The organism is Streptomyces lomondensis (assembly GCF_014651035.1).
GTDB lineage: Bacteria > Actinomycetota > Actinomycetes > Streptomycetales > Streptomycetaceae > Streptomyces > Streptomyces lomondensis.
Genome location: NZ_BMWC01000002.1, coordinates 553,026 through 577,409, shown reverse-complemented (window position 1 = coordinate 577,409; position 24,384 = coordinate 553,026). Strand labels below are relative to the sequence as shown.

Annotated in this window: 19 protein-coding genes; 13 read left to right on the top strand and 6 right to left on the bottom strand. The window is 71.9% G+C overall.

Going from position 1 to position 24,384, the window contains the following annotated elements:
* The first annotated feature begins 28 nt into the window (after window positions 1–28).
* The 3 genes from IE255_RS09960 to IE255_RS09950 all read left to right on the top strand — a co-directional run bounded on the left by IE255_RS09960 (window position 29) and on the right by IE255_RS09950 (window position 2,904).
* Window positions 29–1,081 carry an LCP family protein gene (locus IE255_RS09960; protein ID WP_190049823.1) on the top strand — a complete coding sequence of 351 codons (1,053 nt, stop codon included), beginning with the start codon at window positions 29–31 and terminating at the stop codon, window positions 1,079–1,081.
* 129 nt (window positions 1,082–1,210) lie between these two features.
* On the top strand, window positions 1,211–1,567 hold the full coding sequence (locus tag IE255_RS09955; RefSeq protein ID WP_190049822.1) for a YciI family protein: 357 nt from the start codon (window positions 1,211–1,213) through the stop codon (window positions 1,565–1,567).
* 47 nt (window positions 1,568–1,614) lie between these two features.
* Complete coding sequence (locus tag IE255_RS09950; RefSeq protein ID WP_229906339.1) at window positions 1,615–2,904, top strand: RNA polymerase sigma factor; 1,290 nt, start codon at window positions 1,615–1,617, stop codon at window positions 2,902–2,904.
* Window positions 2,905–2,907: 3 nt separating this feature from the next.
* Here the strand turns inward: IE255_RS09950 and IE255_RS09945 are convergent, their stop codons facing one another.
* A complete protein-coding gene (locus IE255_RS09945) occupies window positions 2,908–4,071 on the bottom strand; it encodes a THUMP-like domain-containing protein (RefSeq protein WP_190050101.1) in 1,164 nt (387 codons plus the stop codon).
* Window positions 4,072–4,189: 118 nt separating this feature from the next.
* Here IE255_RS09945 and IE255_RS09940 point away from each other — a divergent pair, with 118 nt between their 5' ends.
* The 4 genes from IE255_RS09940 to groL all read left to right on the top strand — a co-directional run bounded on the left by IE255_RS09940 (window position 4,190) and on the right by groL (window position 8,107).
* Window positions 4,190–5,113, top strand: coding sequence for a polysaccharide deacetylase family protein (locus IE255_RS09940; protein WP_190049821.1), 924 nt, complete (start codon window positions 4,190–4,192; stop codon window positions 5,111–5,113).
* Window positions 5,110–5,832, top strand: a complete 723-nt coding sequence (locus IE255_RS09935; protein ID WP_190049820.1) for a polysaccharide deacetylase family protein — start codon at window positions 5,110–5,112, stop codon at window positions 5,830–5,832. The genes IE255_RS09940 and IE255_RS09935 overlap by 4 nt, the downstream gene beginning before the upstream one ends.
* A gap of 225 nt (window positions 5,833–6,057) precedes the next feature.
* Complete coding sequence (groES, locus tag IE255_RS09930) at window positions 6,058–6,366, top strand: co-chaperone GroES (RefSeq protein ID WP_053135717.1); 309 nt, start codon at window positions 6,058–6,060, stop codon at window positions 6,364–6,366.
* A 115-nt stretch (window positions 6,367–6,481) separates the two neighbouring features.
* Window positions 6,482–8,107, top strand: coding sequence for a chaperonin GroEL (gene groL, locus IE255_RS09925; protein ID WP_190049819.1), 1,626 nt, complete (start codon window positions 6,482–6,484; stop codon window positions 8,105–8,107).
* A gap of 83 nt (window positions 8,108–8,190) precedes the next feature.
* Here the strand turns inward: groL and IE255_RS09920 are convergent, their stop codons facing one another.
* From IE255_RS09920 to IE255_RS09910, 3 genes are all read right to left on the bottom strand, one after another.
* Entirely contained in the window at window positions 8,191–8,898 is a 708-nt protein-coding gene (locus IE255_RS09920; protein ID WP_190049818.1) for an ester cyclase, read from the bottom strand.
* A 3,675-nt stretch (window positions 8,899–12,573) separates the two neighbouring features.
* A complete protein-coding gene (locus tag IE255_RS09915; protein ID WP_190049817.1) occupies window positions 12,574–13,347 on the bottom strand; it encodes an SDR family NAD(P)-dependent oxidoreductase in 774 nt (257 codons plus the stop codon).
* A gap of 94 nt (window positions 13,348–13,441) precedes the next feature.
* Window positions 13,442–14,110, bottom strand: a complete 669-nt coding sequence (locus IE255_RS09910) for an MOSC domain-containing protein (protein ID WP_190049816.1) — start codon at window positions 14,108–14,110, stop codon at window positions 13,442–13,444.
* An 80-nt stretch (window positions 14,111–14,190) separates the two neighbouring features.
* Here IE255_RS09910 and IE255_RS09905 point away from each other — a divergent pair, with 80 nt between their 5' ends.
* Entirely contained in the window at window positions 14,191–15,087 is an 897-nt protein-coding gene (locus IE255_RS09905; RefSeq protein WP_190049815.1) for a LysR family transcriptional regulator, read from the top strand.
* 65 nt (window positions 15,088–15,152) lie between these two features.
* Here IE255_RS09905 and IE255_RS09900 read toward each other — a convergent pair whose 3' ends face one another.
* Window positions 15,153–15,482, bottom strand: coding sequence for a WhiB family transcriptional regulator (locus IE255_RS09900; protein ID WP_107455880.1), 330 nt, complete (start codon window positions 15,480–15,482; stop codon window positions 15,153–15,155).
* Between the two features lie 380 nt (window positions 15,483–15,862).
* Here IE255_RS09900 and IE255_RS09895 point away from each other — a divergent pair, with 380 nt between their 5' ends.
* From IE255_RS09895 to IE255_RS09880, 4 genes are all read left to right on the top strand, one after another.
* Window positions 15,863–16,474, top strand: coding sequence for a response regulator transcription factor (locus IE255_RS09895; RefSeq protein ID WP_003948568.1), 612 nt, complete (start codon window positions 15,863–15,865; stop codon window positions 16,472–16,474).
* Window positions 16,475–16,994: 520 nt separating this feature from the next.
* Complete coding sequence (locus IE255_RS09890) at window positions 16,995–17,582, top strand: sigma-70 family RNA polymerase sigma factor (protein WP_010036508.1); 588 nt, start codon at window positions 16,995–16,997, stop codon at window positions 17,580–17,582.
* Window positions 17,583–17,721: 139 nt separating this feature from the next.
* Window positions 17,722–19,224, top strand: coding sequence for an IMP dehydrogenase (gene guaB, locus IE255_RS09885; RefSeq protein ID WP_190049814.1), 1,503 nt, complete (start codon window positions 17,722–17,724; stop codon window positions 19,222–19,224).
* Window positions 19,225–19,341: 117 nt separating this feature from the next.
* Window positions 19,342–20,466: a GuaB3 family IMP dehydrogenase-related protein gene (locus tag IE255_RS09880; RefSeq protein WP_190049813.1), complete on the top strand. Its 1,125-nt coding sequence runs from the start codon at window positions 19,342–19,344 to the stop codon at window positions 20,464–20,466.
* A gap of 652 nt (window positions 20,467–21,118) precedes the next feature.
* Here IE255_RS09880 and IE255_RS09875 read toward each other — a convergent pair.
* A complete protein-coding gene (locus tag IE255_RS09875) occupies window positions 21,119–22,327 on the bottom strand; it encodes a nucleotide sugar dehydrogenase (RefSeq protein WP_190049812.1) in 1,209 nt (402 codons plus the stop codon).
* A gap of 271 nt (window positions 22,328–22,598) precedes the next feature.
* Between IE255_RS09875 and IE255_RS09870 the strand changes: the two genes are divergently transcribed.
* On the top strand, window positions 22,599–24,305 hold the full coding sequence (locus IE255_RS09870; protein ID WP_190049811.1) for a glycerol-3-phosphate dehydrogenase/oxidase: 1,707 nt from the start codon (window positions 22,599–22,601) through the stop codon (window positions 24,303–24,305).
* Window positions 24,306–24,384: the final 79 nt, after the last annotated feature.

Here is a 24,384-nt window from a genome sequence, read left to right as displayed (position 1 = left end):
GGGGCCCTGCTCGTAATAATTCGGACTTATGTTCCTGCCCGTGACGGGACTCGACGGGAACGGGACCGAGGGCAGGGAGGCGGGCCGGCGGTCGAGAGCGCTGCGGATCGCCGGCCTCGCCCTGGCGGGTGCGCTGGTGCTGGGCCTCGGGGCGGCGGGCTGGGCCTACTGGCATCTCGACAGCAACATCACCAGCGTCGACATCGACAACGCGCTGGGCGACAACCGCCCGCCCAGACCGGTGAGCACGCCGTCGCCGTCGGCAGCCCTGCCCAGCGGAGCCCTCAACATCCTGGTCCTGGGCTCGGACTCGCGCAGCGGCCGGGAGAACCAGCGGCTCGGCGGCGGCGACAGCGCCGGCGCCCGCTCCGACACGACGATGGTCGTCCACCTCGACGCCGGGCGGACCAGCGCGACGGTGGTGAGCATCCCGCGCGACACGCTGGTCACCCGCCCGTCCTGCCCGCGCCCGTCCGGCGGGTCGACGGCGGTCGCGTACAACTCGATGTTCAACAACGCGTACGCGGTGGGCGGTCCGGTCTGCGCGGTGAAGACGGTCGAGTCGATCACCGACGTCCGGATGGACCACTACATCGAGATCGACTTCTCCGGCTTCGCGAAGCTCGTGGATGCGCTCGGCGGCGTCACCGTCACCACGGACGAGGACATCGCCGACGAGGACAGCCATCTGCGGCTGAAGGCGGGCACCCACCACCTGGACGGCACCCGGGCCCTGGCCCTGGCCCGCACCCGCCACGGCATCGGCGACGGCAGCGACCTCGGTCGCATAGGGCTCCAGCAGAAGCTGGTGAAGGCCCTGCTGGACCAGATCGCCTCCCAGGACCTGCTCACCGACCCGGCGAAGCTGTACCGGGTCGCGGACGCGGTCACCGCCGGCCTCACCACCGACACGGGCCTGGACTCCCTGAGCGAGCTGACCCGGCTCGGCCAGAGCCTTGAGGGCCTGTCGGCGAGCGGCGTACGGACGGTGACGATGCCGGTGGTGCGGGCGCCGTCGGACCCCAACCGGGTGGTGGCCGACGAGCCGGAGGCCCGGGAGCTGTGGGAGTCACTGCGCTGACCTGCACGGACGAGGCCCGGAAAAAATCTCGGAGAAAATCCGGCGAGGGTGTCGATCCCGGCGTCTCCCGATCGACGCAGGGGTGAGAGCGAGGAACGGCCTCGCCCCACAGAGCCCCGAGGAGTCACCATGCCGCGCTTTCTCACCCTGATCCGCATCGACGAGAAGAACGCCCCCGCCGAGGGCCCGAGCCCCGAGCTCCAGGAGCGGATGGGCAAGCTGCTGGAGGAGATCACCAAGGCCGGGGTCATGCTGGACACGGCCGGGCTCACGCCGACGTCGGACGGCACCCGGGTGACCTGGGAGGGCGGGGAGCTGTCCGTCACCGACGGGCCGTTCACCGAGACCAAGGAGGTCATCGGCGGTTACTCGATCAGCCAGTGCAAGGACAAGGCCGAGGCGGTCGAGTGGACCAAGCGGTTCCTGTCCCTGCACGAGGACTACTGGACGATCACCGCCGAGGTCCGGCAGATCGCCGAGGGCTGACCGGTCCGCCTTGGCCGGGAGGCGCCACGGGTGTCTGATGGTGGGCTGTGACCCCGCAGCCCACCGCCGACCCGAGCGGCACCACCGCCGACCCGAGCGGCACCAGCACAGCCATCGAAACGGTCTTCCGCATCGAGTCGCCCCGCATCATCGCCGGCGTCGCCCGGGTCGTCCGGGACGTCGGCATCGCCGAGGAACTCGCGCAGGACGCGCTGGTCGCCGCGCTGGAGCAGTGGCCGCGGGACGGCGTGCCCGACAACCCGGGCGCCTGGCTCATGGCCACCGCCCGCAACCGCGGCGTCGACCTGGTCCGCCGCCGGGAGAACTACGCCCGCAAGCTGGCGGAGATCGGCCGGGACCTGTCGACGGTGTCTCCACCGGAGGAGCCCGCCGACCCGGACGACTTCGACGACGACCTGCTCCGCCTGGTCTTCACCGCCTGCCACCCGGTGCTGTCCACCGAGGCCCGCACCGCCCTCGCCCTGCGTCTCCTCGGCGGTCTGACCACGGCCGAGATCGCCCGCGCGTTCCTGGTCCCCGAGCCGACCGTCGCCCAGCGCATCGTCCGCGCGAAGCGCACCCTGGCCGCGAAGAACATCGCCTTCGAGGTGCCCTACGGCCCCGACCGCGAGGCCCGTCTCGGCTCGGTCCTCGACGTCATCTACCTCGTCTTCAACGAGGGTTACGCCGCCACGGCCGGCGACGACTGGCTCCGCCCGGGCCTGTGCGAGGACGCCCTGCGGCTGGCCCGGGTGCTCTCCGCGCTCATGCCGAAGGAACCGGAGGTGCACGGCCTGACCGCGCTCCTGGAGTTCCAGGCGTCCCGGACGGCGGCTCGCACGGGCCCTTCCGGCGAACCGGTCCTCCTCAAGGACCAGAACCGCGCCCGCTGGAACCGCATGCTCATCGCCCGCGGCATCGCCGCGCTGGGCAGGGCCGAGGCCACCTCCTCCGGCGCCCCGGGCCCGTACCTCCTCCAGGCCGCCATCGCCGCCTGCCACGCGCACGCGTACACGTACGAGGAGACCGACTGGCCCCGCATCGCCACCCTCTACGCCCTCCTGGCCGCCCGCTCCCCGTCCCCGGTCGTGGAACTGAACCGCGCGGTGGCCGTCTCGATGGCCGAGGGCCCGGGCCCGGCCCTGGCCATCGTCGACTCCCTGGCCGACGACCCCGCCCTGCGCGACTACCACCTGCTCCCCAGCGTGCGCGGCGACCTCCTCTCCCGCCTCGGCCGTACGACGGAGGCCCGCGCGGAGTTCGAGCGGGCGGCTTCGCTGACGCGCAACGAGAGGGAGCGGGAGCTGCTGCTGGGGCGGGCGGCCAAGGAGACCTGAACGTCAGGCGGGGTGGCCGAGCAGCATCGCCGGTGCCCCCGCCACCCGGGTCAGGAACACCGTCGCCGCGTTCGGGCCCTGCGGCTTGACCTTCCTGCGGAGGTCCTCCGGCTCGACCGCCGAGCCGCGCTTCTTCACCGTCAGCGTGCCGACCTCGCGCTCCCGCAGCAGGGCCTTCAGCTTCTTGACGTTGAAGGGGAGGTGGTCGGTGATCTCGTAGGCCGTGGCGTACGGGGTCGGGCGCAGCGCGTCGGCCGTGACGTACGCGATGGTCGCGTCGAGCAGGCCGCCGTCGACCTGGTCGGCGACCTCCGAGACCAGATGGGCGCGGATGACGGCGCCGTCGGGCTCGTAGAGGTAGCGGCCGGGCGGGCGGACCGGGGGATCGGGCAGGGCACGGGAGAGCAGAGTGCGGGGGCCCGGCAGCAGGGTGGCCCGTACCGCCCCCGGCTCGGTGCCGAACCACAGCACCGCCTCCTTCACGTCCCCGCCGTCGGAGATCCACTCGGCCTCGGCGTCCTCGGGGACCGCCTCGTGCGGAATGCCGGGGGCGATCTTCAGCGCGGCGGTGCGGGAGGCCCGGCGGGCGGCGGACACCGCCCAGGACAGGGGCGGTGAGTAGGCCTCGGGGTCGAAGATCCGGCCGCGGCCGCCGCGCCGGGCCGGGTCGACGAAGACGGCGTCATAGCCGGCCGTGTCCACGTCCGTGACGTCCGCCTCCCGCACCTCGATCAGGTCGGCCAGGCCCAGCTCGTCGGTGTTGGCCCGCGCCGCGGCGGCCGTCAGCGGGTCCCGGTCCACGGCCAGCACCCGGATCCCGGCGCGGGCCAGCGCGATCGCGTCGCCGCCGATGCCGCAGCACAGGTCGGCGACCGAGGCCACGCCCAGCTCCGCCATCCGCCGGGCCCGGTAGGCGGCCACGCTCGCCCGGGTCGACTGCTCCACCCCGTGCGGCGTGAAGAACATCCGCCCCGCGTCCTCGGCCCCGAACTTCACCGCCGCCCGCTGCCGCAGCCGCGCCTGGCCGAGCGCCGCCGACACCAGCTCGGCCGGATGCTCGCGGCGCAGCCGGGTCGCGACGGCCAGTTCCCGCGCCGGGTCGGTGTCGCGCACCTCGTCGAGGAGGGCGCGGCCTTCTGGGGTGAGGAGAGGGGCGAGGTCGTTCACCGGTTCATTGTCGGCCACGGCGGCAGGAGGCGGGTGTGTGGGCCAGTCGGTGGATGGTGGGCCGTCGGCCGCGGTGTCGGGGCGGGTTCACCCGGGTCGGCTGCGAGGATCCGGCACCATGCGAGCAGTCGTACAAAATGACAAAAGCCGGGCATTTGGCCGTGCGCGGGTCGGCCTCGCCGTGCTCGCCCTCGCCGCCATCGCCTCGGGCTGCGCGCAGGGCGGCAGCGACCAGGTCACCCCGGCCGGCGGCCAGCAGCCCCTCGACGCGCCCCCGGCCCGCGCGCTCGAGTCCTACGCCTCCAAACTGCGCGCCGCGCACGCCGCCCGGGGCGCCGCCGCGCACCGCTGGGACCTGAAGAGGGCCCCGCTGCCCGCCCCGCCGGCCCCCGAGGAGAAGCCCAGGATCAGGACCCGCGAGGGCTTCGAGGTGAAGGGCCACGAGGAGTCGGACCTCCCGCCCGTCTTCACCAGGATCCCCACCCGGGACAAGGTCGTCTTCCTCACCATCGACGACGGCGCCGAGAAGGACCGGGCGTTCCTGCGGATGATGAGCGACCTGGACGTCCCGTACACCGCGTTCCTCAGCGGCTACCTGGTGAAGGACGACCCCCGCTACTTCCGGAAGATGCAGGCCAGGGGCGTGGTGCTGAACAACCACACCCTCCACCACCCCTATCTGCCGGGCCTGTCGTACCGCGCGCAGAAACGCGAGATCTGCGGCATGCAGCGCTACATCCTGAAGCGCTTCGGCAAGCGCCCCACCCTCTTCCGCCCGCCCTACGGCAGCTACAACCGGGCGACCCTGCGCGCCGCCAAGGCCTGCGGCATCGAGTACGTCCCGCTCTGGAACGAGGAGGTCTTCGCCGACCGCTGGGAGTACCGCGAGGCGGACCGGAAGCTGCGCCCGGGCGACATCGTCCTCACCCACTTCCGGGGCCCCGCCCAGTGGAAGGGCACGATGCCGGACATGATCCGCCGCTTCCTGAACAAGGTCACGGCCGAGGGGTACGCGGTGGGGCGGCTGGAGGACTACCTGTGAGGCGGCGACCGGCGGCCGCCGTGCTGTGCGCGGGCGCGGTCCTGCTGGTCGGCTGCGCGGGCGCCGCGGGGGAGCGGCCGGGAACCGCCGACGGCCGCGCCCAGTCCCCGACGCACGCGGCGAGCCACGCCCACCCCCTCCCGCCCGTCGTCGACCACGTCCCCACCCGCGACCCGGTCGTCTTCCTCACCTACGACGACGGCGCCGAGCGCGACCCCCGCTTCGTCGGCCTCGTCCGCGCCCGGCGGCTCCCGGTCAGCATGTTCCTCACGGACAGCGTCGTGGGGCCCGGCTACGGCCACTTCGCCCGGCTGCGCGCGGTCGGCGCGTCCATCCAGAACCACACCCTCGACCACCCCGCCCTGCGCGGCCTGCCCTACGCCGGCCAGCGCGCCGAGATCTGCGGCCAGCAGCACAAACTCCGCTCCCGCTTCGGCATCCGCCCCCGCCTCTTCCGCCCGCCCTACGGCACCTACGACACGACGACCCTGCGCGCCGCGGCCGACTGCGGCATCACGGCGGTCGTGCTCTGGCGGGCGTCCCTGGGCGCCGAGGGCGAACTGACGTACACCAGGGACGGGCCCGGCCTGCGCCCCGGCGACATCGTCTCCGTGCCCTCGGGCGACGCGTCCCTGACCCTGACCGAACGGACGCTGCGACTGCTGCGGGAGATCGAGGGGAAGGGCCTGCGGGTGGGGCGGCTGGAGGACTACCTGTGAGGGTCCGGACGGCCCCGCGCGGCAACCTGCCTGGCCGACGCGCCGCCCGCAATTAGCAGTCCGCTTGACCGAGTGCTAATCGCGGTCATAGTCTCGGCTCTGGCACTCGACGAAGGAGAGTGCCAACACAGCGACGGGCAGGTCCGGCACCCGCGACGACGGATCGACCTGGTCGCCACCTCAGACAGTTAACCCCGTGAGATCTCCGAAGGGGGAGGTCGGATCGTGACGACCACCAGCTCCAAGGTTGCCATCAAGCCGCTCGAGGACCGCATCGTGGTCCAGCCGCTCGACGCCGAGCAGACCACCGCCTCTGGCCTGGTCATCCCGGACACCGCCAAGGAGAAGCCCCAGGAGGGCGTCGTCCTGGCCGTGGGCCCGGGCCGCTTCGAGGACGGCAACCGTCTTCCGCTCGACGTCTCCGTCGGCGACGTCGTGCTCTACAGCAAGTACGGCGGCACCGAGGTGAAGTACAACGGCGAGGAGTACCTCGTCCTCTCGGCCCGCGACGTGCTCGCGATCATCGAGAAGTAATTCACCCCAAGCACGCTGCTTTGAACTGCGCCCCTGGCCCCCGCGATCGATAAGAAGCCGGGCGCCCGGGGCGCAGTGCCGTTACCCCAGATTCCGGAAGAGGGCTCACGCTCCCATGGCGAAGATCCTGAAGTTCGACGAGGACGCCCGTCGCGCCCTCGAGCGCGGCGTCAACAAGCTTGCCGACACGGTCAAGGTGACGATCGGCCCCAAGGGCCGCAACGTCGTCATCGACAAGAAGTTCGGCGCCCCCACCATCACCAACGACGGTGTCACGATCGCCCGCGAGGTCGAGATCGAGGACCCGTACGAGAACCTCGGTGCCCAGCTGGTCAAGGAGGTGGCGACCAAGACCAACGACATCGCGGGTGACGGTACGACCACCGCGACCGTGCTCGCCCAGGCGCTCGTGCGCGAGGGCCTGAAGAACGTCGCCGCCGGTGCCTCCCCGGCCGCCCTGAAGAAGGGCATCGACGCCGCCGTCGCCGCGGTCTCCGAGGACCTGCTCGCCTCGGCCCGCCCGATCGACGAGAAGTCCGACATCGCCGCCGTCGCCGCGCTGTCCGCCCAGGACCAGCAGGTCGGCGAGCTCATCGCCGAGGCGATGGACAAGGTCGGCAAGGACGGTGTCATCACCGTCGAGGAGTCCAACACCTTCGGTCTGGAGCTGGACTTCACCGAGGGCATGGCCTTCGACAAGGGCTACCTGTCGCCGTACTTCGTGACGGACCAGGAGCGCATGGAAGCCGTCCTGGACGACCCCTACATCCTCATCACGCAGGGCAAGATCTCCGCCATCGCGGACCTCCTGCCGCTGCTGGAGAAGGTCATCCAGTCCAACTCCTCCAAGCCGCTGCTGATCATCGCCGAGGACGTCGAGGGCGAGGCCCTGTCGACCCTGGTCGTGAACAAGATCCGCGGCACCTTCAACGCCGTCGCCGTGAAGGCCCCCGGCTTCGGCGACCGCCGCAAGGCGATGCTGCAGGACATGGCCGTCCTCACCGGCGCCACGGTCGTCTCCGAGGAGGTCGGCCTCAAGCTCGACCAGGTCGGCCTGGACGTCCTCGGCTCCGCCCGCCGCGTCACCGTCACCAAGGACGACACCACGCTCGTCGACGGCGCCGGCAAGAAGGACGACGTGCAGGGCCGCGTCGCCCAGATCAAGGCCGAGATCGAGACCACGGACTCCGACTGGGACCGCGAGAAGCTCCAGGAGCGCCTCGCGAAGCTGGCCGGCGGCGTGTGCGTCATCCGCGTGGGTGCCGCCACCGAGGTCGAGCTCAAGGAGCGCAAGCACCGTCTGGAGGACGCCATCTCCGCGACCCGCGCCGCGGTCGAGGAGGGCATCGTCTCCGGTGGTGGCTCGGCTCTGGTCCACGCCGCGAAGGTCCTGGAGGGCAACCTCGACAAGACCGGCGACGAGGCCACCGGTGTCGCGGTCGTCCGCCGCGCGGTCGTCGAGCCGCTGCGCTGGATCGCCGAGAACGCCGGCCTCGAGGGCTACGTCATCACCTCGAAGGTCGCCGAGCTCGACAAGGGCCAGGGCTTCAACGCCGCCACCGGCGAGTACGGCGACCTGATCAAGGCCGGTGTCATCGACCCGGTCAAGGTCACCCGCTCCGCCCTGGAGAACGCCGCCTCCATCGCCTCCCTGCTCCTCACGACCGAGACCCTGGTCGTCGAGAAGAAGGAAGAGGAGGAGCCGGCCGCCGCGGGCCACGGCCACGGCCACGCCCACTGAGGCACCGACCTCGTGGCAGAAGCCCCCGTACCGCCTCGGCGGCACGGGGGCTTCTCCCGCTTCACCTCAGGTACCTGCGCGCCTCACAGCTCCAGCGGGTCCAGCGCCCCGAGCTGCTGCATCAGCCCCAGCCGGTCGTACTGCCACCAGCCCTCGGCGATCTTCCCGTCCGGGGTGCAGCGGTGGATCGTCGTCCCGGTCATGGTGACGTCCTTCCCGGTCGGCGGGATCCCGAGAAACTCGCCCTTGTGGTGCCCCCGCCAGGTCCACCGGGTGCACACCCGGTCACCCTGCGCCAGCTGGTCCTCGATCGTGAACGAGAAGTCGAACCCGCCCCGCCAGACCTCCACCTCGCGCCGCACCGCGTCCAGCCCGATGACGTCCTGCACATTGGCGGGATCGTGGTCGTGGTAGTCCTCGACGAACACGTCGTTGAACGGCGGCGCGTCGCCCCGGCCGGGCGCCAGCTCGAAGAACCTGCGCGCGGTGGCCGCGTTCAGCTGCTCGTCGCGCACCACGTCCAGATCCGTGAAGGTCGGCGTCTCGTCGCAGAGCGCCACCATCTCCTGGAAGATCCGGTCGGTCTCCGGGAGCCCCGAGTTCCGCATCGCCTCCTCGTACGACGGGAACTCCACGATCTCGACGATGTGCGACGCGTCGGCCCGGTCCTTCGCCACCACACTGTGCGTCGCGGTCCGCTTCCCCCGGGTCTGCTCGACCCACTGGTCCATCAGCCGGTTCATCTCGTCGAGCCGGCTGGTCCTGCATTCAATGAGCTGTACGAACGTCATGGCCTCGCCTCCGGCCCCCCTGGGTCCGGCTGAACAGCTCCATCATCCCAAGCGGGGCGCGTGGGTGCCTCTCGGCCCTTTGGCATCATGACGGCATGCGGTGGTGGGGGAAGCGGGCGGGGCGGTCGGTGGCCGCGGGGCGGGACGTGGGGGTGGCCGTCACCGGCGACCACAACCGCCTCTTCTTCACCCGGCAGGTGCGCTCGGCGTACTGGGAGCAGGTCCGCAGGATCGCCCCCGGCGAACTCGTCGGCCGCGAGCGGGAACTCGCCGAGCTGTCCGCCTTCTGCACGGCCGACTCCGGCCCCCCGTACGCCTGGTGGCGTGCGGAGGCGTGGGCGGGCAAGACCGCGCTGCTGTCGTGGTTCGCCCTGCACCCTCCGCAGGGCGTGCGGATCGTCCCGTTCTTCATCACGGCCCGCCTGGGCGCCCAGAACGACGTCGTGGCGTATGTGGACGTCGTACTCGAACAGCTGGCGGAGCTGTCCGGCGAGGCCCTGCCCGCCCACCTGACCGTGGCGACCCGCGAGGCCCATCTCCTGTACCTGTACGGTGCCGCCGCCCGCGCCTGCGCCGAGCGCGGTGAACGCCTGGTCCTGCTGGTGGACGGCCTGGACGAGGACCGCGGCGTCACGACCGGCCCGGACGCCCACAGCATCGCGAGTCTGCTGCCCATCCGCCCGGAGGCGGGGATGCGGGTCCTGGTCGCGGGGCGGCTCAATCCGCCGCTGCCCGGTGACGTACCCGAGGACCATCCGCTCCGCGATCCCGCGATCGTACGGACGTTGGCGCCGTCCCCGTACGCCCGTGCGATCCGCGCGGAGGCCGAACGGGAGCTGAAGCGGCTGATCGAGGCGGGCGGCCTGGAGCACGACCTGCTGGGCCTGGTGGCGGTGGCGGGCGGCGGCCTGACGGCCGAGGACCTGGCAGCCCTGACCGGAGCGGTTCCGTACCGGGTGCGGGATGTCCTGAGCACCCGGGCGGGGCGGACCTTCGGCCTGCGGGTCGACGTCTACCTGCTCGGGCACGAGGAGCTGCAGGCCCAGGCGGAGGAGATGCTCGGCACGTCCGAGATGGACCACTACCGCGCGAAGCTGCACGCCTGGGCGGAGGAGTGGCGTGAGCGCGACTGGCCGGAGGAGACCCCCGAGTATCTGCTGCGGGGGTACTTCCGGATGCTCCGGTCCACCGGTGACCTGGAGCGGATGCTCCGGTGCGGGGCGGACACCCGACGCCAGGAGCGCATGCTGGCCCTCACCGGCAGTGACGCGTCCGCCGTGAACGAGATCCACCTCGCCGAGGACCTGATCATCGAGCGCGGTGCGCGACGGCCGCTCGACTCACTGCGCCTGGCGATCCACCGGGAACGGCTGGTCGACCGCAGCGCGGGCGCCCCGGACTCCCTGCCGCACGCCTGGGCCCTGGCCGGGCGGACCGGCCGGGCCGTCGCACTGGCCCGCAGCCTCCCGAACGGCCATCGCCGGGGCATCGGCCTGGCCGCCGTCGCCGACGTGCTGCTGGAACAGGGCGACCGTGACGGGGCGCTGGACCTGCTCGTCGAGGCGGCGGAGGCCGTGCGCCAGGGTGAGGGACAGAGCCGGGACGACCTGGCGCGCTGCGCGGTGGCGGGCCTCTTCGCCCGGGCCGGGCAGTTCGACCGGGCGGCAGCGCTGGCGCGGACGGTCAGCACCCTGTACCTCGATGTCCATACGTACGTTCAGGTCGGCAAGGCCTGCCTCGCGGCCCAGCGGTGGGATCTCGCACAGGAGTTGGTCGACGGCGCACCGAACCTGGCGTGCCGCACCGGTATGGAGGACGCGGTGTTGTCGGCCCACGCGGCGGCAGGCCGGCACGCCGAGGCGGAGGCGATGGCGAGAGCGATCGAACCGGAAGCCCGCGCCGCCGCACTGATCACGGTGGCCTCCGCACTGCGCGAGTCCGGGCAGCACCGACGCGCCGATGCCCTCTGCGCCGAGGCCGAGACGTGGGCGCGGGACCGTGCGGAGGCCGACGAGGTCGTGGGCCTCCTGGCCGGGGCCGGCGAGTTCGACCGGGCCGAGGGGGTCCTGGCCGGCCTGCACGGCAAGGCGGACCACGAGGAGGCCGCGGCGGAGTTGACCAGGCGGCTGGCGCGGGCCGGAGAGCTCGACCGAGCCGAGGCACTGCTCGGCATACTTGCCCCTCGCGCACACCACCACACGCTGTGGGAAGTGGCAGAGGCCCGGGCGAGAGCCGGGCGCTACGCGCAGGCCGAGGCCCTGGCCCGGCAGATCCCTGCCGCGGATGTCGCGTCGGCGGCGCTGTGCTCGATCGTGCGCGTCATGGCGGACGGGGGCGAGGTCGAGCGGGCCGAATCGCTGGCACGCACCCTCGGCCCGCGGACGGAGGGCCCGTCAGCCCTCTACGAGGTCGTCGAATCTCTGGCGCAGTCCGGAGACCCGGACCGGGCCCGGAGTCTCGCCGATTCCCTGGCCCACCCGGTGGAGCACACCCATGCGTCTCTCGAGGTGGCTGCCGCACTGGCGCGGGCAGGACGGCGCGACGAGGCCGCGCGGATCCTGCTGGCCGTCGAGAGCCGGACGCGCGTGCTCCATCCGCTGACGGCCGCCCGGAAACTCGGCGTCGCCGCCACGGCGCTGGCCGAAGCGGGGCACCGGGAAGCGGCGCTCTCGGTGCTCGACGGGACCGGGACGCTGGTCGCGGACCGCCGGAGCGAGCCCCACACCACTCCAGGGGAGTACATCTGGTCCCTGCGGGCGCTGGTCGCCGCCCGCACGGCCACCGGACAGCTGGACCGGGCGGAGACGTTGGCCGGGTGGGCACCTGACGACTACGAGCGGCGACACCTCCTGGCCCCGGTGGTGCAGGGCTGGGCCAGGTCCGGTGAGGTGGCCCGGGCGGTAGCGGTGATGACGGCCGAGGACGAGGCGGACTCCGCACTCGCGGGCATCCTGTCGCCGCTGGTCGTGCCGTTCGCCTGCGGTCTGGCCGAAGCCGGCGACGTGGAAGCGGCCGAGGCCCAGGTGCGCAAGGGCGCCGCGCTCGGGGCCCGTGCATCGGCGCTCTGCTCGCTCGCCGTGACGCTGACCGAAACGGGTCGCACCGACAGGGCGCGGCGCATCGTCGACGAAGTGATCGCGATGGAGGGCGAGTACGACCAACCGTCCACGATGGAGCTGAGCGCTCTGGTCCGGGCCCTGGCCGCGGCGGGCGAGGGCGAGGCCGCCCGGGCCGCGCTCGACGCCATGCCGCCACCGGACCGGCCGAGCGGGTCCGCGTGGTACATCGGGGCCACAGCCGTGGCCGAGGCCCTGACCGCCCTCGGGCACCACGAGCGTGCCATGGAAACGCTGCGCACCATCGAGGACCCGTACGACCGCGCGCAAGGGACGCTCGCCGTGGTCGAGGTGCTGGCCGAGACGGGAGAGTGCGCCCGCGCCGAGGAACTCGCGGGGACGCTCTCCGTTCCGGCGATGGTGTCCAGGGCCTGGGCGCGCATCGCGGCCGCGACGACCGACGGCGAACGGGCCCGACGGCTCGCCGCCCTGGCCCTTCAGGGCGGCGAGTGGGTGTCGGCCCTGCCCGCCCTTCTCCGACAGGCACCGGACGTGGTTCCGCTCGTGGTGGAGGCGGCCGACGCGATGAAGTCCGCCTGCGGGCAGCACCCCGGGGCGCCTATTGCGGCCCGTACTTCCGCCCCGTCTTGGACGACACAGCCCCCAGCACCCCCCGCGGCACCAGCTTCGCCGCCCCCATCAGCGCCTTGTACCGCGGGTCCGGGATCGACACCGTCTTCCCCCGGGCCAGATCGCTGAGCGCCGCCGCCACCAGCTTGTCCGCGTCGAGCCACATCCAGCTTGGGATGTTGTCCGTGCCCATGCCGGCCCGCTCGTGGAACTCCGTGCGGACGAAACCGGGGCAGAGCGCCATCAGCCGTACGCCACTGCCGGCCAGGTCGCGCGCCGCGCCCTGCGTGAACTGCACGACCCAGGCCTTGGACGCGCCGTAGGTGCCGCGGGGGAGGAAGGCGGCCACCGACGCGACGTTGACGACGCCGCCCCGGCCGCGCTCCCGCATGGCCTCGGCCGCCGCGGACGTCAGCCGCAGCACCGCCTCGCAGTGCACCTTCAGCATGGTCAGCTCGTCGGCCATGGGGACGTCGAGGTAGCGGCCCTTGTTGCCGAAGCCGGCGTTGTTGATCAGGAGGTCGACGGGGTTCCTGCGGTCGCCCAGGCGGTCGGCCACCGCCTCGATGCCCTTGTCCCCGGCCAGGTCGGCCGTCAGCACCTCCGCCTCGATGCCGTGCCGGTCGTGCAGCTCGGTCGCCTGTTCCCGCAGCCGCTTGGTGTCGCGGGCGACCAGCACCAGGTTGTGCCCGTCGGCCGCCAGTCGCCGCGCGAACGCGGCCCCGATGCCTGCCGTCGATCCCGTAATCAGAGCCGTTGTCATGGCAGAAGCGTAGTGACCTGGACCGCGCACCTCCGCTTCCCCGTGGGGCCGTCCGTGGTGAAGGGTCGGTGGAGACGGGCGTGGTGAGCCGCGGTCAGTCCCCGTACTTCTCCTCGTACTCCCGCGCCGTCCTCAGCAGTTCCGGGTGCAGCGCCTCGCCCGCCGCCAGCAGCCGCGGCAGCAGCGTCCGCTCGGTCGTCACCGCGCGGAACTGCAGGGCCACCGTCACGTCGTGGTCCGGCCGGTGCACGATCTCGACCGGGTCGCCCGCGCGGATCTCGCCGGGCTCGATCACCCGCAGATACGCCCCGGGCGCGCCCCGCTGCGTGAACCGCTTCACCCAGCCCTTCTCGCCCAGATGGCCCTGGAACGTGCGGCACGGGATCCGCCCGGAGGTGACCTCCAGCACCACCTCGGGCCCGATGCGCCAGCGCTCGCCGATCAGCGCGCCGGACACGTCGAGGCCCGCCGTCGTGAGGTTCTCGCCGAACGCGCCGTCGGCCAGGGTCCGGCCCAGCTCGCGCTCCCACTCGTCCAGGTCCTCGCGCGCCATCGCGTACACCGCCTGGTCGTTGCCGCCGTGGTGCTCCAGCTTGCACACCGCGTCCCCGGCCAGCCCGCTGCCGCCGACGCCCTTGGGCCCGGGCGCCGACACCCGCACCGGCCCCGCCACCGGCTGCTTGTCGATCCCGGTCACACCCTCCGGGTTGTCCGTGTACGGCACAGCCTCGGCACGGCCCAGATTCACAGACAGAAGCTTCATGCCCGCACGGTAAGCGACCGCCCCTCAAAGCGTCGACGCATTATTCAGTACGCCGTCAAAGGGTCACTTATCCTCAAAGGGTGATCGAAGCTCGTCATCTCCGCGTCCTGCGCGCCGTCGCGGCCACCGGCTCCTTCTCCGCCGCGGGCCGCGAACTGGGCTGCACGCAGCCCGCCGTCAGCCAGCAGATGAAGGCCCTGGAAACGTCCGTCGGCACCCCCCTGCTGATCCGCACCGGACGCGAGATGCGCCTGACCCAGGCCGGTGAGGCCCTGGTGCGGCACGCCGCCGGGATCCTCGCCGGGCTCACGGCCGCGGAGGAGGAGGTCGCCGCCATCGCCGGGCTGCGCGCGGGCCGGGTCCGGCTCGTCTCCTTCCCCAGCGGCAGCTCCACCCTCGTGCCCACGGCCCTCGCCGCACTGCGCGCGGCCCACCCCGGCACCCGGGTCTCCCTGGAGGAGGCCGAGCCCCCCGCCTCCGTCGGTCTGCTGCGCGAGGGCGACTGCGACGTGGCGCTCGCCTTCCGCTACGAGGGAGCGGCGGGCGCCGGGGAGTGGGACGACCTCGTCGTACGGCCCCTGCTGACGGACCGGCTCGTCGCGCTCGTGCCGGAACGGCACCGGCTCGCGGGCGCGGAGTCCGTCGCCATCGGCGAGCTGGCCGAGGAGTCGTGGATCGCGGGCTGCCCGCGCTGCCGGGGCCACTTGGTCGAGGTGTGCGCGGCGGCCGGCTTCACCCCGCGCATCGACTTCGCCACGGACGACTACCCGGCCGTCGTCGGCCTGGTCGGGGCCGGACTGGGCGTGGCCGTACTGCCCCAGCTGGCCGTCGAGTCGGTACGGCCCCGGGGAGCGCGCACCGTGACGCTGGAGCCGGCGGTGCGGCGGGAGATCGTCGCGCTCACCCTGCCCGACCTCGCGCAGGTCCCGGCGGTGTCGGCGACGCTCGACCAGCTGGCCCGGGCCGCCCACCGCTAGCAACGGCTCACCCGCGCCAAAAACCAACGGCACGCGTGCGCGTGCCTCTTCGCAGAAACGTTCCTTCAGTTGTTCGAGGCGGCGTGCCCGCCCGATGCCGATGCCGACACCAGCCGGTTGCGCGCCCGCCCCATCAGCTCTTCGCGCTCGTCCTCGGTCAGTCCGCCCCACACGCCGTACGGCTCGCGCACCGCCAGCGCGTGGGCAGCGCACTCGGCACGCACCGGGCACCTCATGCAGACCTCTTTGGCCGAGTTCTCGCGAGCGCTCCGAGCCGCCCCGCGCTCGCCCTCCGGATGGAAGAAGAGCGAGCTGTCCACCCCGCGACAGGCAGCCAGCAGCTGCCAGTCCCACAGGTCCGCGTTCGGTCCGGGAAGGCGGGAGAAATCTGCCATTACGTGACCCCTTGTAGCCGTTCTTGGCGGATCCGGTGTCCAAGACCGTACAACTACGATCTAAGGAGATGAAAATATGACTCATTGCGAATCTAGCTCCAGACACTGCCAAAGCGGAAGAAATGGGTCTGAATGGGGCATAGGTTGTGATGAAAGTTCGAGGGTCTGTTGCGCATATCTGCACCGTGTCCGTGCCCTCACGTAGAGTGCCGAAGATGGCAGCCGGCCCCGTAACTCTTTCGAGTGACCGTCGTTGAGAGTGCGAGGCGGTTGAAGGAACAAGCGCTCGGGCGGGCGTCCGAGACGGTCGACCGCACAGGTGACGATTTCGTACCAGCCTGGAGGCTCAAGGTGACGCGCATCAGCTGCGGAGGGCGGCCATGACTTCCGTCCTCGTCTGCGACGACTCCCCGCTTGCCCGAGAGGCGCTCCGCCGCGCGGTCGCGACCGTGCCCGGTGTCGAGCGCGTGACGACGGCGGCCAACGGCGAGGAAGTCCTCCGCCGCTGGGGGGCCGACCGCTCGGACCTGATTCTGATGGACGTACGCATGCCCGGCCTGGGCGGCGTCGAGACGGTCCGGCGGCTGCTGTCCGCCGACCCCGGTGCGCGCATCATCATGCTCACCGTCGCCGAGGACCTGGACGGTGTGGCGCTCGCCGTCGCCGCCGGTGCCCGCGGCTATCTGCACAAGGACGCCTCCCGCGCGGAACTGCGCGCGACGGTGACCCAGGCCCTGGCCGACCCGACCTGGCGGCTCGCCCCGCGCCGGCTGCGCTCCGCCGAGATGGGCGCCGCGCCCACGCTCACGGCGCGTGAGATCCAGGTCCTCGAAGGCATGAGCCACGGCCGCTCGAACGCGGAGATCGGCCGTGAGCTGTTCCTCTCCGAGGACACCGTCAAGACGCACGCCCGGCGCCTGTTCAAGAAGCTCGGCGCCTCGGACCGGGCCCATGCCGTGGCGCTCGGCTTCCGGTGGGGTCTGGTGCGCTAGGGCCTGTCGTTTGGATCAGGCCGCAGGAAACTGACGGCATCTTGTCAGGGCCGGCTTCGACGCGCGGCATCCTCCGGCGCGGGCCGGAGAGCGGGGGCACGCGGATGCCCCCGCGCGAGCCCTGCACGCGCGTGCGGAAGCCGGCGGCCGACGACGCCGCCGGAGGAGATCTGTCCCTGCCCGAGCGAGGTCGAGAGCTCGGGAGGGCGCAGGCGAGGCCCCGCGTCCCCGGGATGATCCGAACGGCAGGCCCCAGGGGCGACCGCGCAGGTCGTGGCGGTCGCGGTGAGGGCACGGAAAGCCAGGTGGGCGGGGGTGGACCGGGGGTCTGCCGGGTGCCCGCTGCTCGTTTCGCCGCGGATGCCGCATCCTTGAGGGTGTGGAGTTCCTCGGGGACGAGTCGGTCGAGCGGAAGGGGAGGGCGCAGGGGATGAGTTCCGGCGCACCTGCTCATAACGCTTCGGTGCACAACAACGGGCGCGGAGCCACGGACCCGGCGGCCGCAAGGCACCATGGACCGATGCGCGACGACGAGGCGGTCAATGCCCAAGGGGCGATCGGCGCGCTCGTCCACCGCGCCGTCGACGGGGACGAGCAGGCCACGCACGATCTGCTCGCCCATGTCCACCCCCTGGCGCTGCGCTACTGCCGCACCCGCCTGTCCCGCCTCCCGGGCGACGCCCGGCACTTCGTGGAGGACCTCGCCCAGGAGGTCTGCGTGGCGGTGCTCCTCGCACTGCCCCGCTACCGGGACACCGGGCGCCCCTTCGAGGCGTTCGTCTTCGCCATCGCCGCCCACAAGGTCGCCGACCTCCAGCGCGCGGCGATGCGCCACCCCGGCTCGACGGCCGTCCCGTCCGACGAGATGCCCGAGCGCCCGGACGACTCCCTGGGGCCGGAGGAGCGCGCCCTGCTCAGCAGCGACGCGGAATGGGCCAAGAAGCTCCTGGCCAACCTCCCCGAGAACCAGCGGGAGCTGTTGCTGCTGCGCATCGCGGTGGGGCTCACGGCCGAGGAGACGGGCCAGATGTTGGGAATGTCACCCGGCGCGGTCCGGGTGGCGCAGCACAGGGCGCTGAGCCGGCTGCGGGCGCTGGCCGAGCAGTAGCCCCTTCATTGAACAGGCGGTGCGCCGCTTCCGTACGAACATACGAAGCCCGGTGCGGGCAGGAACCGTGGAATGAGACAGCTGTCCTTCCCGTTAGCATGGACATCCGCACCGATCAAGGCCATTTGGGGAAGGTGTCATGACTGCAAACGTCGACGGAGTGCCCGGTAAATTCGCGACACTCGGGCTGACCTACGACGACGTGCTGCTGCTGCCGGGCGCATCCGAGGTGCTCCCGAACGCGGTCGACACCTCGTCCCGCATCTCCCGCAACGTCCGGGTCAACATCCCCCTGCTGTCCGCCGCCATGGACAAGGTCACCGAGTCCCGCATGGCGATCGCGATGGCCCGGCTGGGCGGGGTCGGTGTGCTGCACCGCAACCTCTCCGTCGAGGACCAGGTCAACCAGGTCGACCTGGTGAAGCGGTCCGAGTCCGGCATGGTCACCGACCCGATCACGGTGCACCCCGAGGCGACGCTCGCCGAGGCCGACGCGCTGTGCGCCAAGTTCCGCATCAGCGGCGTCCCCGTCACCGACCCGGCCGGCAAGCTGCTGGGCATCGTCACCAACCGGGACATGGCCTTCGAGACGGACCGCACCCGTCAGGTGCGCGAGGTCATGACCCCGATGCCGCTGGTCACCGGCAAGGTCGGCATCTCCGGCGTCGAGGCCATGGAGCTGCTGCGCAAGCACAAGATCGAGAAGCTGCCGCTGGTCGACGACGCGGGTGTCCTCAAGGGCCTCATCACGGTCAAGGACTTCGTCAAGGCCGAGAAGTACCCGAACGCCGCGAAGGACGCCGAGGGCCGCCTCCTCGTCGGTGCCGCCGTGGGCGCCAGCCCCGAGGCGCTGGAGCGCGCGCAGGCCCTGGCCGCGGCCGGTGTGGACTTCCTGGTCGTCGACACCTCGCACGGCCACAACAGCAACGCCCTCAGCTGGATGTCGAAGATCAAGTCCAGCGTCTCCGTCGACGTGATCGGCGGCAACGTCGCCACGCGTGACGGCGCCCAGGCGCTCATCGACGCCGGTGTCGACGGCATCAAGGTGGGCGTGGGCCCGGGCTCCATCTGCACCACCCGCGTGGTCGCCGGCATCGGCGTCCCGCAGGTCACCGCCATCTACGAGGCCTCCCTCGCGGCCCGTCCGGCGGGCATCCCGCTGATCGGAGACGGCGGCCTGCAGTACTCCGGCGACATCGGCAAGGCGCTCGCCGCCGGCGCCGACACGGTGATGCTGGGCAGCCTCCTCGCGGGCTGCGAGGAGTCGCCGGGCGAGCTGATGTTCATCAACGGCAAGCAGTTCAAGTCGTACCGCGGCATGGGGTCCCTGGGCGCCATGCAGTCCCGCGGCCAGGGCAGGTCGTACTCCAAGGACCGCTACTTCCAGGCGGAGGTCTCCTCCGACGACAAGCTCGTGCCCGAGGGCGTCGAGGGCCAGGTGCCCTACCGGGGCCCGCTGGCCAACGTGCTGCACCAGCTCGTCGGCGGTCTGCGCCAGACCATGGGCTACGTGGGCGCCGCGACGATCGGCGAGATGGAGTCCAAGGGCCGCTTCGTCCGGATCACCTCCGCGGGCCTCAAGGAGAGCCACCCGCACGACATCCAGATGACGGTCGAGGCGCCGAACTACAGCAACAAGTGACGCGCACGCGCGCGTGAGGCTCGGCCGAGGGCGGTCCCGGAAGCACAGGGGCCGCCCTTGTCGTACCCGTCGGCGATACTGGAAGACGCTGAAACGCATCAGGGAAAGGCCACAGACGTGACTGAGATCGAGATCGGGCGCGGCAAGCGCGGCCGCCGGGCGTACGCCTTCGACGACATCGCCGTCGTCCCCAGCCGCCGTACGCGGGACCCGAAGGAGGTCTCGATCGCCTGGCAGATCGACGCCTACCGCTTCGAGCTGCCGTTCCTGGCCGCCCCCATGGACTCGGTCGTCTCCCCGGCCACCGCGATCCGCATCGGCGAGCTCGGCGGCCTCGGCGTGCTGAACCTCGAGGGCCTGTGGACGCGGTACGAGGACCCGCAGCCGCTGCTCGACGAGATCGCCGAGCTGCCCGCCGAGGCGGCGACCCGGCGCCTCCAGGAGATCTACGCGGCTCCCATCAAGGAGGAGCTGATCGGGCAGCGCATCAAGGAGGTGCGCGACTCGGGCGTCGTCACGGCCGCCGCGCTCTCCCCGCAGCGCACGGCCCAGTTCTCCAAGGCCGTCGTCGACGCGGGCGTGGACATCTTCGTCATCCGCGGTACGACGGTCTCCGCGGAGCACGTCTCCGGCTCGCACGAACCGCTGAACCTGAAGCAGTTCATCTACGAACTCGACGTCCCGGTGATCGTCGGCGGCTGCGCCACGTACACCGCCGCCCTGCACCTGATGCGCACGGGCGCGGCCGGCGTCCTGGTCGGCTTCGGCGGCGGCGCCGCGCACACCACGCGCAACGTGCTCGGCATCCAGGTCCCCATGGCGACGGCGGTCGCCGACGTGGCCGCGGCCCGCCGTGACTACATGGACGAGTCGGGCGGCCGGTACGTGCACGTGATCGCGGACGGCGGTGTCGGCTGGTCCGGCGACCTGCCCAAGGCGATCGCCTGCGGCGCGGACGCGGTGATGATGGGCTCCCCGCTGGCCCGTGCGACCGACGGTCCGGGCAAGGGCCACCACTGGGGCATGGAGGCCGTGAACGAGGAGCTGCCCCGCGGCAAGAAGGTCGCCCTCGGCACGGTCGGCACGCTGGAGGAGATCCTCACCGGCCCGTCCCACACGCCCGACGGCTCGATGAACCTCTTCGGCGCACTGCGGCGGGCCATGGCCACGACCGGCTACAGCGAGCTGAAGGAGTTCCAGCGGGTCGAGGTGACGGTGGCGGACTCGCAGCACCGGCGGTAGTCCGCTTCAGGACTGACAAGGGCCTGGTCACTCGCCGGAGTGGCCGGGCCCTTTCGCATGCCCAACTGGCTTGCACGGGGCGCGTGTTGCCGTAGGGGGGCGCACGGTTGCTTTTGGGCCGGTTGGCCCCGGTGAGGGCGGTTTCGAGGCGCTAGTGTCCGTGATCGGCGCCCCAGGTTCTTCTGGGTGCCCCCTTCCAAGGAACACGGTTCCGGACCCCGGCCCTCGGGGCCCGGCCCGAATCCGACGTGCTGTCTACCGGGTCAATGGGCAGCGTCGTGGAAGGGGGCGCCCATGGGACGCCACCGCAAGCCCACCCGCTGGGATCGACTCCGTCTTCGGATGGTGCAGTGCCGGAGGAGGTGGATCTTGCGGCTTTTCGGATGGTGAGCGGCCGCCCCCACGAAGCCTAGGGGCGGACACTCCGTGATCCATCCAGGAGCCTGCCGCAGCGACCACTGCGGTGGGCTCCACCTTGTTTCGGATGGTGAGCGTCCGCCCCCACGAGAACTAGGGGCGGACACTCCGTGATCCATCCAGGAACCTGCCGCAGTACCCCCTGCGGTGGGCTCCACCTTGTTTCCGTAAGGTACCCGCGCCGTGCGCCGCATGCCACCAGTCCTCAGGCTTCATGCACCCCGCACGCCCCCTTTCACAACCGATGCGCCGCCCCCATCGGCGCTGCCCCCCGCGTGTCCAGCAGGAGCTGGGCCTTCACCGACAGGCCCTGGAGGTCGTACGTGCGGTGCTGCTGGAGCAGGATGGTCAGGTCCGCGTCGGCCGCCGCCTCGTAGAGGGAGTCCGCGCGGGGGATCGGGCGGTCGAGGACGCTCCAGGCGGGGACGTGGGGGTCGTGGTAGCTGACCGAGGCGCCCAGTTCCATCAGGCGCAGGGCGATCTCCTGGGCCGGGGTGCCCTGGAGGTCGGCGAGGTCGGGCTTGTAGGTGACGCCGAGGAGCAGCACGCGTGCGCCTCGGGCCGATTTGCCGTGTTCGTTGAGGAGCGTGGCGGCGCGCTGGACGACGTAGCCGGGCATGCGGCTGTTGACCTGCTGCGCCAGCTCCACCATGCGCAGGCCGCGGCCGCCGTGGGCGGTCAGGTCCTGGGGGACCGAGTGCCCGCCCACGCCCGGGCCCGGGCGGAAGGCCTGGAAGCCGAACGGCTTGGTCTCCGCGCAGCGGATGACGTCCCACAGGTCGACGCCGAGATCGTGGCAGAGGACCGCCATCTCGTTGACGAGGGCGATGTTCACATGCCGGTAGTTGGTCTCCAGCAGCTGCACGGTCTCCGCCTCGCGGGGTCCACGCGCGCGTACCACCTTGTCGGTCAGCCGTCCGTAGAAGGCGGCGGCCGACTCAGTGCAGGCCGGGGTGAGACCGCCGATGACCTTGGGGGTGGTGGCGGGCGTGACGTCACGGTTGCCGGGGTCGACACGGCTGGGGGAGTACGCGAGGTGGAAGTCGCGGCCCGCGCGCAGGCCGGAGCCCTCTTCGAGGAGCGGACGGAGGAATTCCTCTGTCGTCCCCGGGTACACAGGTGACTCAAGGATCACGGTGGTGTGGGGGCGCAGATGGGCGGCCAGGGTGCGGGCGGCGGCCTCCAGCTGGCCCAGGTCGAGCCCGCCGTCCGCACCCGGCGGGGTCGGCGCGCAGAGGACCGCCGTGCGCACACGGCCCAGCTCGGCCGGGTCGGTGGTCGGCCGGAAGCCCCCCGAGAGCATCCGGCGCAGTTCGGCGGGGCTGAGGGAGCCGGCCTCGGGGCCGGTCCGGTAGCCGATGGTGGGGACGCCGGCGGCGACGGCGGCCTGGGCCAGGGGCAGGCCGTACGGGCCGAGTCCGATGACGGCGAGATCTGCGGGCATGGCGTGGCCGTCCTTCCCGATAGCCGAAGTGGGACAGGTGCGCAAGCCCTGTGGACAGGACGGGCGAGCGCAATGTCAGACTAGGAGTAAATATGACCGATATGCGGGATTGCTCGGCCGAGTTTCGGTGAGTGTTCCGTGCGCGTTGTCCACAGGCTCATGGCCCGTGGTGGCTGAAGTCGGGCAACCCGGTCAGAATTTGGGCAGGGGGGAACGGACGGGGCTGCGCCCGACGGGTGCGGTCGGCACGACCGAAGAGCGGGAGGCAGCGGTGAGGACAGCGACACTCGGACCGGCGCAGCGCGCCGAGTCACTCGCAGCGATGGCCGAGCGCGAGCTGGACGTGCTGGTCGTGGGCGCAGGCGTGGTCGGTGCGGGCACCGCGCTCGACGCCGTGACCAGAGGCCTGTCCACGGGCCTGGTCGAGGCGCGCGACTGGGCGTCCGGTACCTCCAGCCGGTCCAGCAAGCTGATCCACGGCGGGCTGCGCTATCTGGAGATGCTCGACTTCGCGCTCGTCCGCGAGGCCCTGAAGGAGCGCGGCCTGCTGCTGGAGCGGCTCGCCCCGCATCTGGTGAAGCCGGTGCCGTTCCTGTACCCGTTGCAGCACAAGGGCTGGGAGCGGCTGTACGCCGGGTCGGGCGTCGCGATGTACGACGCCATGTCCATGGCCCGGGGCCACGGCCGGGGGCTGCCGATGCACCGTCACCTGACGCGCAATCACGCCCTGCGGGTGGCCCCCTGTCTGAAGAAGGACGCGCTGGTCGGTGCGTTGCAGTACTACGACGCCCAGATGGACGACGCCCGGTACGTGGCGACGCTGGTGCGCACGGCGGTGGCCTACGGCGCGAAAGCCGCCAACCGTGCGCGGGTCACGGGCTTCCTGCGCGAGGGAGAGCGGGTCGTCGGCGCGAAGGTGCAGGACGTCGAGGGCGGCGGCGAGTACGAGATCCGCGCCAAGCAGGTCGTCAACGCCACCGGCGTGTGGACGGACGACACGCAGGCGATGGTCGGCGAGCGCGGCCAGTTCCACGTCCGGGCGTCCAAGGGCATCCATCTGGTCGTGCCGCGCGACCGGATCCACTCCACGACCGGGCTGATCCTGCGCACGGAGAAGTCCGTGCTGTTCGTCATCCCCTGGGGCCGGCACTGGATCGTCGGCACCACGGACACCGACTGGGACCTCGACAAGGCCCACCCGGCCGCGTCCAGCGCGGACATCGACTACCTCCTGGAGCATGTGAACTCGGTCCTCGCGGTGCCGCTCACCAGGGACGACGTCCAGGGTGTGTACGCGGGCCTGCGGCCCCTGCTCGCGGGCGAGTCGGAAGCCACCAGCAAGCTGTCGCGCGAGCACACCGTGGCGCATCCGGTGCCCGGGCTGGTCGTCGTGGCGGGCGGCAAGTACACCACCTACCGGGTCATGGCCAAGGACGCCGTGGACGCGGCGGTGCACGGCCTCGACATGCGGGTCGCCGAGTGCGTCACCGAGGACGTGCCGCTGCTGGGCGCCGAGGGCTACCGGGCGCTGTGGAACGCGCGGGCGCGGATCGCCGCCCGGACCGGACTCCATGTGGTGCGGGTGGAGCACCTGCTGAACCGGTACGGGGCGATGGCCGAGGAACTTCTCGACCTCATCGCCGAGGACCCGTCCCTGGGCGAGCCCCTGCCGGCGGCCGACGACTACCTGCGCGCCGAGATCGTGTACGCGGCCTCGCACGAGGGGGCGCGGCATCTGGACGACGTGCTGACCCGGCGGACGCGCATCTCCATCGAGACCTTCGACCGGGGCACGCGCAGCGCGCGGGACGCCGCCGAGCTGATGGCGCCGGTGCTCGGCTGGGACAAGGACCAGATCGAGCGCGAGGTGCAGCACTACGAGAAGCGGGTGGAGGCCGAGCGGGAGTCCCAGCGGCAGCCGGACGACCTGACGGCGGACGCGGCGCGGCTGGGGGCGCCGGACATCGTGCCGTTGTAGGCGGCTGTTCCCGCGAACCGGGCGACGCTCCCGACATCACCCGAACGAGTGTCGGGGACCGGGATCTTCGTTCGGAACC